Source organism: Listeria innocua, from assembly GCF_028596125.1.
In the GTDB taxonomy this organism is placed as follows: Bacteria; Bacillota; Bacilli; order Lactobacillales; family Listeriaceae; genus Listeria; species Listeria innocua.
The window spans coordinates 2,065,109-2,077,286 of sequence record NZ_CP117229.1; the positions used below are offsets into that span (position 1 = coordinate 2,065,109).

General features: G+C 38.6%; 11 protein-coding genes and 1 pseudogene. 5 read left to right on the forward strand and 7 right to left on the reverse strand.

Annotation, left to right across the window (positions count from 1 at the left end; genetic code table 11):
• Positions 1 to 8 precede the first annotated feature (8 nt).
• The 5 genes and pseudogenes from PQQ29_RS10815 to PQQ29_RS10835 form a co-directional block, all read right to left on the reverse strand.
• On the reverse strand, positions 9 to 1,358 hold the full coding sequence (locus PQQ29_RS10815; RefSeq protein WP_070753765.1) for a PTS galactitol transporter subunit IIC: 1,350 nt from the start codon (positions 1,356 to 1,358) through the stop codon (positions 9 to 11).
• Between the two features lie 27 nt (positions 1,359 to 1,385).
• Positions 1,386 to 1,661: a PTS sugar transporter subunit IIB gene (locus PQQ29_RS10820; protein ID WP_003763365.1), complete on the reverse strand. Its 276-nt coding sequence runs from the start codon at positions 1,659 to 1,661 to the stop codon at positions 1,386 to 1,388.
• Between the two features lie 5 nt (positions 1,662 to 1,666).
• Entirely contained in the window at positions 1,667 to 2,134 is a 468-nt protein-coding gene (locus PQQ29_RS10825) for a PTS sugar transporter subunit IIA (protein WP_033837769.1), read from the reverse strand.
• 7 nt (positions 2,135 to 2,141) lie between these two features.
• Positions 2,142 to 4,148 carry a BglG family transcription antiterminator gene (locus tag PQQ29_RS10830; RefSeq protein WP_187983903.1) on the reverse strand — a complete coding sequence of 669 codons (2,007 nt, stop codon included), beginning with the start codon at positions 4,146 to 4,148 and terminating at the stop codon, positions 2,142 to 2,144.
• A gap of 178 nt (positions 4,149 to 4,326) precedes the next feature.
• Positions 4,327 to 5,771: pseudogene (locus PQQ29_RS10835) on the reverse strand (aminotransferase-like domain-containing protein).
• A 123-nt stretch (positions 5,772 to 5,894) separates the two neighbouring features.
• On the opposite strand from PQQ29_RS10835, the gene pdxS reads away from it, so the two are divergent.
• A complete protein-coding gene (gene pdxS, locus PQQ29_RS10840) occupies positions 5,895 to 6,782 on the forward strand; it encodes a pyridoxal 5'-phosphate synthase lyase subunit PdxS (RefSeq protein WP_010991065.1) in 888 nt (295 codons plus the stop codon).
• A 1-nt stretch (position 6,783) separates the two neighbouring features.
• Complete coding sequence (pdxT, locus tag PQQ29_RS10845) at positions 6,784 to 7,350, forward strand: pyridoxal 5'-phosphate synthase glutaminase subunit PdxT (RefSeq protein ID WP_003769677.1); 567 nt, start codon at positions 6,784 to 6,786, stop codon at positions 7,348 to 7,350.
• Between the two features lie 38 nt (positions 7,351 to 7,388).
• Here the strand turns inward: pdxT and pta are convergent, their stop codons facing one another.
• Entirely contained in the window at positions 7,389 to 8,366 is a 978-nt protein-coding gene (pta, locus tag PQQ29_RS10850; protein WP_003769680.1) for a phosphate acetyltransferase, read from the reverse strand.
• Positions 8,367 to 8,685: 319 nt separating this feature from the next.
• Here pta and PQQ29_RS10855 point away from each other — a divergent pair, with 319 nt between their 5' ends.
• From PQQ29_RS10855 to PQQ29_RS10865, 3 genes are read left to right on the forward strand one after another with little or no spacing between them, the layout of a single operon-like run.
• Positions 8,686 to 8,913, forward strand: a complete 228-nt coding sequence (locus PQQ29_RS10855; RefSeq protein ID WP_003722363.1) for a FeoA family protein — start codon at positions 8,686 to 8,688, stop codon at positions 8,911 to 8,913.
• Positions 8,910 to 10,904 carry a ferrous iron transport protein B gene (feoB, locus tag PQQ29_RS10860; protein ID WP_187983902.1) on the forward strand — a complete coding sequence of 665 codons (1,995 nt, stop codon included), beginning with the start codon at positions 8,910 to 8,912 and terminating at the stop codon, positions 10,902 to 10,904. The genes PQQ29_RS10855 and feoB overlap by 4 nt, the downstream gene beginning before the upstream one ends.
• Before the next feature lie 6 nt (positions 10,905 to 10,910).
• Positions 10,911 to 11,093, forward strand: coding sequence for a FeoB-associated Cys-rich membrane protein (locus tag PQQ29_RS10865; protein ID WP_003769684.1), 183 nt, complete (start codon positions 10,911 to 10,913; stop codon positions 11,091 to 11,093).
• 30 nt (positions 11,094 to 11,123) lie between these two features.
• Here PQQ29_RS10865 and PQQ29_RS10870 read toward each other — a convergent pair whose 3' ends face one another.
• Positions 11,124 to 11,978: a metallophosphoesterase gene (locus PQQ29_RS10870; protein WP_187983901.1), complete on the reverse strand. Its 855-nt coding sequence runs from the start codon at positions 11,976 to 11,978 to the stop codon at positions 11,124 to 11,126.
• Positions 11,979 to 12,178: the final 200 nt, after the last annotated feature.

Consider the following 12,178-nt stretch of genomic DNA (forward strand, 5'->3'; position numbering starts at 1 on the left):
CCTATTTCTTAAGAGCTAGCTTTTTCTAGTTCAATTGTTCGTTTTTTCATCATTTTCACGTAAAATACTAGTAATACTACCCAAATTGCGACAAAAATAAAGCCTAAAATAGTGAACTGACTTGCTTCTGCAAAGATATAACGGAATACTGGATATTCAAGCGTACTCCAAGTAATTTGTTGTCCAGCTTTGAGGGAAATCGCGCCTGTAGAATGCGCTAAATCCGTGATTGTTCCTGCGAAAAATGTAGATACATATAAGAAAATCGGCGTTGTAATCGTTCCAAGAATAATCATACGAATCAAGTTCCCACCTGTAACAATCAGAGCCGGCGCACACAAGGAAATATTTAGAATCCCAGCGAACGGTAATACGCCATTTCCTGGTAGAATAAGCGCGAAGATAAGTGTAACTGGTACCATAAGAACGATTGCCACCCACACTTCACTACACCCTGCCAAAATTGGCCAATCTAGTCCAATAAAAAGTTCACGATTTTTAAATTTACGTTTCATAAATTCAGAAATACCATCAGATAATGGTGATAAAGCTTGCATAAATAGTTTCGCAACCATTGGGAAAAGTGTTAATGCCGCTGCTGCTTGCATGGCTAACATCAACGTTTTTGCTACATCATATCCTGCAGCAATCCCTAAAAGTCCACCGATAATAAAGCCCATCACATGGTTTTCTGCAAAAATACCAATTTTGTCTTTTAACGCGTTGGCATCCATGTCTTTACGTAGTGCTGGGATTTTCTTCAGTAGCCAATCAATTGGCATTAAGAAAATACAGAAAATCATCATACCGTGGGAAACTGTTACACCCGGAATACCGTTTAATTCTTGAATTTGACGTTGGTTGGCATCACATAGAATAAGTTCAGTAACAATTTGAATTCCGGCAACGATAAAAGCCAAATAAACATTTTGCGTTACACCAATAATAAGTACAGCTGTCAAAATTTTACCCCAAACATTCCATAAATCGACGTTCAAGGTTTTTGTTTTGTTGATGACAAGCATAATAGCATTAATCCCCAGTTGTAGTGGGAACATTAGGAAGGCAAATGGCCATGCCCAAGCTAGTGTCGCCATTGAGGTCCATCCACCATCTAAAATGCTTAAATTAATTCCTGTTCGTTCTGCAAGACCTTGTGCTGCAGGCGTTAAAGCTTCAATCATAAAGCCAATAACGATATTCATCCCAAGGAAAGCAACTCCGAGGATAATCCCCGCACTTACCGCATCTCTTACTTTCATTCGTACAATAAGCCCAATAATAATCATCAATGCTGGAACAAAAACGGCAGCTCCAAGATTCAAAATAAACTGTATAACTGATTGTAATGACTCCATTTTTTCACGCTCCCTGTTTTGTCTTGTTTATTTTAAGGCGTTAAGTAATTTTTCTGTTTCTTCGTCCATGCCCATGCCAGTTAAGAACGCAATACCATTTAATGTTGGAATATCAAATTCCTTATTCGCTTTAGTAATCGCCACATATACATCACTCGTTTTAATATGTTGGTCTAATGATTTAATGTCTACTGCTTCTACTGTTGCGCGAACTCCTTTTTCTTTTAAAATACGTTCTACTTTAGAGGCAACTGTTTGACTTGTTGCCACTCCTGATCCACATGCTACGATAACTTTTTTCACTGTAATCACTCTCCAAATTGTTTTTTTAGAAAATCACATAATGCGCTGCTATCATTTATTTCCTTTATTTGTTCCACAAAGTCTGCTTCCATAAATTTTTCCATGATACTTGAAAGCAGTGGAACTTGATCTTTTGGATTTTTAATACCTAACATGAAAATTACTTCAACATCAATCCATTTCTCACTTGATCCCATTTGAATAAAAGGAATTGGTGTAGAAAGCTTGTTTACGAGTACAAAAGGTCGTTTTACATAAATCGTATCGGTATGAGGAATTGCGATTTTGATACCATTCATCTCAAGTCCAGTAGGGAAAATAACTTCTCGGTTTGTTACTGCTTCTCTAAAAGTCGCCTCTACATACTGCTCTTTTTCTAAAATATTGCTAGTACATTCAAAAAGTTCTGCCTGACTCTCGTAGCTTGAATTTATCAGGGTTAACTCTTTTTGAAACAAATCATGGTAATCCACGTGACGCTCACCCCCTTTCAAGGATTTCAACGATTTTCTTTTTGTTAGTAGAAGCGAGAAGTTCCGCTAATTTCTCTGGTTGTAAGAAAATTTCGTTCAATTTTAGTAATAATGGTATATGTTTATTTTGTTCGGACGGTGCTAGTGCGATCATAATTTTAACTGTTTCATTTGCCGGCGTTCTTGTGTCCGCTTTCATTATCATCAACTGAATATCCTGCTTTATTACACCATTTACTGGCTTCGCGTGAGGCAAATAAATATTCGGTCCGATCATCATCTGCTCATAGTTTTGATAGAATATTTCTTCACAAGTCTTAATATAGCTTGCCGCCACTGTCCCTCGTTCTAACATTGGTGAAAATGCTGCAAAAACAAGTTCTTCCCACTTGAGTGGCGTTTCTAAAAAATGAATTTGTTCTGGGGTAATCTGCATCTTTTCTGGCTCTTTTTTCTCAGCAGGTTGCTCTTTTTTACTAAAAAATGATTCTACTTTTTCTTGAACTAAATGGATATTTTCTTCAGGAATATCATCTTTTAACATAGCGAGCAGTTCTTTGGTTTTTTTATGGCTGTCCATTTCAATAGCTTTATCAACTTGTTCTCTGAGGATTTGCCGACTATCTTTACTTAAAATCGACGGAATAACAAAAATGGTCGCGCTGCTTTGAACGGGCACAGTTGTAAAAACAAAATCAATATCACGTGCCACTGAATTTAATTGCCGAACCGCATAAGCTCCTTGAAAATCAATATTTGGGAACATCATTTTCAAGTTTTCTAAGAGTAGTTTGGAGATGGATGTACCGCTTTTGCACAGAACGACGGCGCGGAAAATTGGTTGCTCTGTTTCTTCAATTTGATACATCCATCCAAGAACTATCATAGAAAGATACACGATTTCCTCCTCTGACCACTTATGACCAACGAGCTTTTCAAATGGTTTCGATGCTTTTTCTACAATGTTAAATGTTGGATTATATTCTTTAATAAACTGTTTTTTAAGCGGATTATTGATTTGAAAACCTAAAATCGTCCGGTAAATTGCTGGTCTAACATGTAAAATCACTTTTTCTTTAAACTCATTTTTCTTCATGATTTCAGTTGCAAAATACATTTCAAGTAAGCCGATGAACTCATCAACTGCATAGGCGATTTCTTCACTGTCTGAGAAATGAAGTGCCGACTCGACTAAGTTCGAAGCAAGTACTTGTAGTGATAGGTAAAGCAAATCATTTTCACTTAAAAAGTCATAACCCCAAAACATTTCTTTCATTATCGGGAACTCTCGGGTATTTTTGATGTCATACATTTCAATTTTAAAAGTCCATTTCCTATTCGTTACTTTGGCCCGCTTGATGATGCCGTGGAGAATATAGGGCAATTCTTCCATTTGCTCATCGGTGAATGTAATTTGGAGCTTACTTTCGACTTTTTCCAGCCGTTTCTTTAGTAAAAAGACTTCGCTTACGGTAATGAGTTTTTTTTCATCCAGCACGAATTTTCCGTATGGGGTTTGAACGACTTCGCGAATCAGTTCTGCCAGTAAATTACGAATCAGAAATTCCGAACCCGAAACCGCATAACCATCTTTTCGTGAATAATCAAGTTGAATTTCAAACTCATGCAAGCTTTCTTTAATGCTTTTTACATCGGTTAACATCGTGTTTTTACTTACATAAACATAGTCTGCAAGTGCGCCGAGTGACATGTAATGATTATGAAGCAGTAATTTAATCATGATGAGTTTGCGACGAATATTCACCTCATAAAACGAAAATAGCTGTTGTTCTTCCGCAGTTAAAAGCCGGTAACAAGCTTCCCTACATACATCTGTAACAAAAATCATGTCATGGTCAATTAAAATTGGTTCTGACTTTAGTAGATGGTTTATTTGTGTAATCTGTGCGCCAATTGCTTCTTTGGATACTTTAAAATTCTTGGAAACATTTCTAAGATTCACTTGCCGATTCAAGAGCAGATAAGTAATTAATTCCTTACAATCCTGTTCCATCTACTTTCCCTCCCTTATATTAATAGTAAATGATAACCCTTACATAAAAATGATGATTCATCACAACTTCTCTTTTGGCAGAAAGATTTATTGTGATGAATGATATTTTAGGGTTACTTTCTATTATAGATTAGAAGGTTTTCAAGGGGAATATGAAAAAGTGCGAATCAGCCTTCAATCAAGCTTCATCGCACTTTTTTCTATTAATATTTGCTTTATTATTTTTGCTACTTGTCTTGAATCGTCCTGCTCAAGTCGGGCATATGTTACGCGAATAACCGCCCCTTTTACCCCGAATAAAAACCCGGGCATCACTAGTAAATCGTTCGCTAAAAAAATATCAAACTCACGAATGGAGCGAAATTCTACCGGTAATTTCACCCATAAATGAAAGCCCCCTTTTGGCCTGATGAATTCTAGTTCGTTCGGTAAAATTTCCTCTAGCGCCGCGATCAAATCATCTCTACGCACTTCTAAAACTTGATGTAATTGCTTTAAATGTTCTCTATATCCAGCCGTATTTAAAACGCTATTTGCTAATACTTGCGGGAAAATACTTAGTCCAAAATCCATCTCTTGTCTTGCGAGAGCTAGTCGTTCAATCACTGCTGTCGGTCCGATTAGCCACCCAATCCGTGTAGTTGATCCCATTATTTTAGAGAGTGAGCCAATATATAAAACATTATCTGAATCTAGTTGTTTTAAAGGAGCGGGAATTTCACTATCAAGTGCTGCCAGTTCTGAAAACGGATCATCCTCTACAATCGGAATTTGCAAATGAGCGCAAACTTTCACGAGTTCCTTGCGCCGTTTTAAACTCATTACAAGTCCAGTTGGATTTTGAAAAGTTGGATTAACAAAAACCATTTTAACTCGATGCTTATGATATAAATCGCGTAATTCAGAAATAATCACACCATCATCATCCATTGGTAAGGCAAAAATCCGCAAGCCCGCAGATTGAAATAGCGATAGTGAATAAAAGTAAGACGGCGACTCAATCGCCACGGCATCTCCCGGTTTTAATAAACATTGTGTAATTAAAAATAACGCTTGCTGCGCTCCCGATGTAATAAAAATTTGTTCCGGGCGTGCATTTAAACCATAGGCATCATGCATTTGCCTTTGAACGGTTTCACGTAGCGGTCTGTAGCCAGCTTCGTCTTCCAGTTGTTCTTCGGCAATAAAAGACTGCCACGAAAGACTTGGCGTTTCCATCTTAGGAGTCATTTCAAGTGGAAGCTCCCCTGTCGAAGCATCAATCACTTGTTCCAAATCAGCGCGTTCCATTACACCTGTTTGCCTAATATAAGGAACAGCTGGTGTAAAACCACCTTGCGTTAAATAGTGGCGCCAATTCGTTGACTGCCCCGCAAAAAGCCCCCACTTTTCCGCATTCACTATTGTTCCGCTACCTTGCTTCCGGACGATAACAGCCCGTGCAGTAAGCTCATCAAGCGCCCGAACGACCGTCGAGCGATTCACACCAAAAAGTTCTGCCAACTGCCTTTCTGGAGGTAATTTTTCTTCTGGTAAAAGTTCGCCGTTCATAATTTTTGTTTCTATTAAATCAACAATTTGTAAATAAATCGGTAAATTAGAATTTCCAGTAAGTTTCCACATCTACTACACCTCTTTTAAAATTGGATGGAGAAAACAGCATCCAATTGGCTGTTTTTACGAAATGGCTTTTAGCTTATCATAATAATCAGGTATTTTCAATTAACTTTGATGGAGGTTATTAGTATGGAGAAAAAAGTTGGTACAGACCGTGTAAAACGTGGAATGGCGCAAATGCAAAAAGGCGGCGTCATTATGGATGTTGTAAATGCTGAACAGGCAAAAATCGCCGAAGAAGCTGGTGCAGTAGCAGTTATGGCACTTGAACGTGTTCCTTCTGACATTCGTGCAGCTGGTGGCGTCGCTCGTATGGCTGATCCTCGTATTGTGGAAGAAGTAATGAATGCTGTTTCTATCCCTGTTATGGCAAAAGCTCGAATTGGTCATATTACAGAAGCACGTGTCCTCGAAGCAATGGGCGTCGACTATATTGATGAAAGCGAAGTATTAACCCCGGCCGACGATGAATTCCATTTACTTAAATCAGACTTCACAGTTCCTTTCGTATGTGGTTGCCGTGATATAGGTGAAGCGCTCCGCCGTATTGGTGAAGGTGCTGCCATGCTCCGTACAAAAGGGGAACCCGGAACAGGAAATATCGTCGAAGCAGTCCGTCATATGCGCCAAGTAAATGGCCAAATCCGCCAAATTGCAAGCATGACAGATGATGAATTAATGGTTGCCGCTAAAAATTTCGGTGCTCCATATGAACTTGTAAAAGAAATTAAAACGCTAGGTAAACTTCCGGTCGTTAACTTTGCCGCTGGTGGTGTTGCGACTCCAGCTGATGCAGCTTTAATGATGGAACTTGGAGCAGACGGTGTTTTCGTTGGATCAGGTATTTTCAAATCCGATAACCCTGCTAAATTTGCCAGTGCGATTGTTCAAGCTACTACCTACTATACAGACTATGAATTAATCGGAAAACTGTCCAAAGAGCTAGGTTCCCCGATGAAAGGAATCGAAATGTCTCGTCTTAATCCAGAAGACAGAATGCAAGATCGGAGTTTTTAATATGAAAAAAATTGGTGTCCTTGCACTTCAAGGTGCAGTTGATGAACATATTCAAATGATTGAATCAGCCGGTGCTCTTGCTTTTAAAGTAAAGCATTCAAATGATTTAGCTGGGCTTGACGGACTTGTTTTACCAGGTGGTGAAAGTACAACGATGCGCAAGATTATGAAACGTTATGATTTAATGGAACCTGTTAAAGCATTTGCCAAGGAAGGTAAAGCTATCTTTGGGACTTGTGCGGGACTTGTGCTTTTGTCAAAAGAAATTGAAGGCGGCGAAGAAAGCCTTGGATTACTTGATGCTACAGCAATTCGTAATGGTTTTGGCCGTCAGAAAGAAAGTTTTGAAGCTGAATTAACTGTCGAAGTATTTGATGATTCGCCTTTTGAAGCCGTATTTATTCGCGCGCCTTACTTAATTGAACCGAGTGATGAAGTGTCCGTGCTCGCAACCGTTGAAAACCGAATCGTAGCTGCTAAACAAGCCAACATTTTAGTCACCGCATTCCATCCTGAACTAACTAACGACAATCGCTTGATGAAGTACTTCCTCGAAAAAATGGTATAAAAAAAGCAGTAGACAATTTAGTCTACTGCTTTTGCATATTATTTATTCACTGCTTGCGCTGCTGTAATTAACGTTAAGTTATAAACGTCATCAGTATTACAACCACGAGATAAATCGTTTACTGGCGCATTTAAGCCTTGTAAAATTGGGCCAACTGCTTCAAAGTTACCTAAACGTTGCGCAATTTTGTAGCCAATGTTTCCTGCTTCTAGGCTTGGGAAGATAAATACATTTGCATCCCCTTTAATAACGGAACCTGGCGCTTTTTTCTCAGCAACAGTTGGAACAAATGCCGCGTCAAATTGGAATTCACCATCAAGCGTTAATTCAGGTGCTTTTTCTTTTGCAATAGCAGTTGCTTCAACCACTTTTTCCGTTTCATCGGATTTTGCAGAACCTTTTGTAGAGAAACTTAGCATTGCAACACGTGGATCAATGCCGAAGATTTCCGCTGTTTCTGCACTTACAATCGCATTTTCTGCTAAGTCTGCTGCAACTGGTGCAATATTGATAGCTACATCACTGAATAAGTAACGTTCCTCGCCACGAACCATAATCATTGCGCCGGCAACTTTACTTACGCCTGGTTTTGTTTTAATAATTTGTAGTGCTGGACGAACAGTGTCACCAGTAGAGTGAGCCGCGCCACTTACAAGACCTTCTGCTTTTCCAGTGTATACAAGCATTGTTCCAAAATAGTTTGGATCAACGAGCATTTTACGAGCAGCTTCTTCCGTTGCTTTCCCTTTACGACGCTCTACAAATGCAGCCACTAATTCATCAAAAAGTGGATCGGTCGCAGGGTCATGAATAGTAATCCCTTCAACAGAAACGCCAATTTCTTTTGCTTTTGCTTCAATTTCAGCTTTGTTTCCAAGTAAAATTGGTGTTACGATATTTTCCTTTTGCAGACGTGCAGCTGCTCCGACAATACGTTCGTCAGTTCCTTCAGGCAATACAATGCGCACGTTTTTCCCAGTAACTTGTCCTTTGATAGTAGTAAATAATTCACTCATGTACTATTTTCCTCCATTTATATAAATGTTATAGTTACCATTTTACTATAAAAACTACCAACTTGATAGAAAAAAAGCGATTAAAAACAGCTCCAGCACTTATTTCCGTGTATCAATACAGAGGTAAAAAGGCATGCTATTCAGTTAGAAGAGCACTGTCCCATTAGGAAACTTTTTTGCTGTTATACCCTACTATTTTGCTACTTTCCGAACAAATTCAAGAAAATACTTCATATTAAATTGCATTCGTGATAAAATGAACATAGTTGATAATGATTATCATGTTCACTACATAACATAAAAGGAGGCCTACGAGCTTATGCAATTAAATGAAACTGCTGTCGGCGAAAAAGTTCGCATCTCAGAGTTAAAAATCGAGAATGCGATGCTTAAACGCCGCTTACTTGCGCTTGGTTGCGATGAAGGTTGTGATATTTGTATCAAACAAAAAGGACTATTTGGTGGTCCATGCACTTTTGAAACAAAAGGACAATATATAAGCATTAGACAATGTGATGCTTGTGCCATTATGGTGGAACGCAGATGAGCCAAAATACATATTGCATACTCGGAAATCCGAACACTGGTAAAACTTCTTTATTTAATGCACTAACGGGCTCTTATGAATATGTAGGAAACTGGAGCGGAGTAACCGTTGAAAAGAAAGTCGGTACTTTACGTTCTAAAACAGGAAAATTAATTGATTTACCCGGTATTTATGACTTAAATCCTATCTCTCGTGATGAAACAGTTGTCACTAGATTTTTACTTGAAGAAAAATTCGATTGCATGTTAAACATTGTCGATTCCTCACAAATTGAACGCAATTTAAATTTAACTGTTCAACTGCTTGAGTACGGCGCACCTGTTGTGATGGGTCTTAATATGATAGATGTAGCTGCTGGACGCGGCATTCATTTAAACATCCAAAACTTAGCAAAAAAACTACGTATTCCGATTTTGCCAGTAGTTGCGCGTTCTGGAAAAGGAACCGAGGAAATTTTATCTACTTTATCTGAAAAGCATGTGGCACCAGCGATTCCGCTTGTTTTACAATACGGCGAACCAGCTGAGAAAGCAATCAAAGAAATTCAGGCTTTAACAAAAGAACTGATTCCTGCTAAACAATCGCGCTGGTTAGCAATTCAATTTCTTTCCAAAAATGACGTAACGGAAGCATTTTTAACATCTAATTCGGCGTTCGAACAGTTGCAACAAATCCGTGCTGAGTTAGAAAGTGAACTCAACGGCAAACTAGAAAATCATTTCCACCAAGTGCGCGCGAGTTATATTCATGATATTTGTTTGACCTCAGTCGAATACACGCGCAATTCGGATATTCCACTATCAGACAAACTCGATAAAATTTTTACACATAAATTATTAGGTATTCCGATTTTCTTAGGAATTATGTGGTTAATTTTCCAGATAACCTTTACTTGGGTTGGCGCCCCGCTCTCAGACTTGCTTGATGGTTTTATCGGCGGGTCGCTCACGGACTGGGTGACATCTTTCTTAACAACTATTGGTGCGTCTGGGTTTATCATTGATTTGGTCGCGGATGGCATCATCGCTGGCGTTGGTGGGGTTCTTGTCTTCGTTCCTCAAATCTTAGTTATTTTCTTCTTTATTTCCGTCTTAGAGGATTCTGGATATATGGCCAGAATAGCAGTTGTGATGGACCGAGTAATGGAAATTTTCGGCTTAAATGGGAAAGCTTTTATACCAATGATTATTGGTTTTGGTTGTAACGTACCCGGAATTATGGCTGCCAGGTCAATTGAAGAATCCAAAGAACGAACACTAACTATTCTTGTTTCACCATTTATGTCCTGCTCTGCGCGACTCCCTGTTTATGCTCTTTTTGTAGGCGTGTTTTTCGAGAAACATCAGGCGCTCGTAGTACTTTCACTTTACGTTATCGGTATTTTAATGGCACTCATTGTCACTAAAATCCTTTCAAAAACTTTACTTAAAAAAGATAATTCCGTATTCGTCGTTGAGCTACCACCGTATCGTTTACCTTCACTCAAAACATTATGGCGCAGCACTTGGGAAAAAGGAAAAGGATTCTTGCGTAAAGCAGGCACATTTATTTTTGCAGGTTCGGTTATTATTTGGTTGTTAAACTACGCCGGACCATCCGGACTCGATGTACCAATGGGCGAAAGTTTCTTAGCAATAATCGGCGGAATGCTAGCACCACTGCTCGTTCCTTTAGGATTTGGTACTTGGCAAGCTGGCGCGACACTGATTCCTGGTTTTCTAGCAAAAGAAGTAGTCGTTTCTACAATGGCGATTATTTATGCAGTTGGAGAAAGTTCACTTGGCAGCATCGTTAGCACCTTCTATACGCCACTTTCGGCTTATTGCTTTATGTTGTTCATCTTGCTTTATATTCCGTGTTTAGCAACGGTTGCGGCGATTCGAAAAGAAACTAGTTCGTGGAAATGGACCGCATTCTCTGTCGCTTATCCACTTGTTACAGCTTACGTGTTAGTATTTCTTGTTTATCAAATCGGCAGTCTATTCGTTTAAGAGAGGATGTTTTTCGTGAGTATTATCGTTAATTTATTACTTGGCGGAGCAATTTTTGGTTATACTATTTACGCGATTATAAAATTTGTAAAACGTAGCAAAGAAGGAAAATGCGGCGGCTGCGAACTCGAAAAAGCTTGTAATTGCGAGTCAGACGAACATACGAATTTGGATCATATATTTAAATAGCAAAAAAGAGCCTTCATCAAGGCTCTTTTTTTATTTCGTCTCCGGTTTTATCGTAACCGCAACAATTTCATATGGATTCCCCAACCGCGGAAAAGCTTTTTGATGAAGACTCCCCGCGCCAAGTCCAGCAGAAATTATCATCGTCTTCCCATCTTTCGAATGCTCACCGTAAACATACTCCGGCAACAGTGTTCGCTGTGGTCCAGGAGCAATCGCACCAATATTTGTATATGGAATCCGCACAATTCCGCCATGCGTATGACCACTTAAGGTTAAATCAAAGCCATTTTCCACATAAAGCTCAAAATAATCCGGCATATGTGACAAAAGAATTTGATAGTACTGCGAATCTTGCTGCGTTTTTATCTCCGCTATACCTTCTTTATAATAAGGATAATCATAATCTAAATTCGCACTACTCCGCAAACCAGACATCTGAAATTTCTGCCCGCCCACATCGATAGTAGCTGTTTTGTCTTCTAAGTTAACTACACCCATTTTTTCTAAAAAAGGCTTGTAATCGTCCTCATAGGCATTTTTAACATCGTATTCGTGGTTTCCAGGTGAATAATACACGGGCGCAATCTTCGTAAGCTTTTTAATAAGTTCTTTAGGAACACTATCCCCTTGTTTATCAAAAAGATCCCCAGTAATCGCAATCACATCTGGATTTAAACGAGCCACTTTATCTAGCAATTTTTCATTTTTATCGCCAAATTCACTAAAATGCAAATCCGATAGTTGCACTAGTTTAATTTCTTTTTCAATTTTAGTAGAGCTCACCTCATATTTTTTCACTGTCAGCCTAGTCCCTAGAAACCAGCCCACCACTAAAAGCACGATAATAATACTAACTAAAGTAACCCATTTCATCTTTAAAGCCATCTTTTCACCTCTATGTTGCTGTTTTTGATGCTTTTACACAATTACTATCATTATAACCTAGATTTCAAAACACACGAAGAAAAAACTGCTAGAACTAGTTTCTCCCTTAAGTCAAAAATTATAATTTGACATAAACATAATCAGGTATATAATTAACTTATAAAAACTTATTTAAAATAAAAATAAACTTAAAATAAATT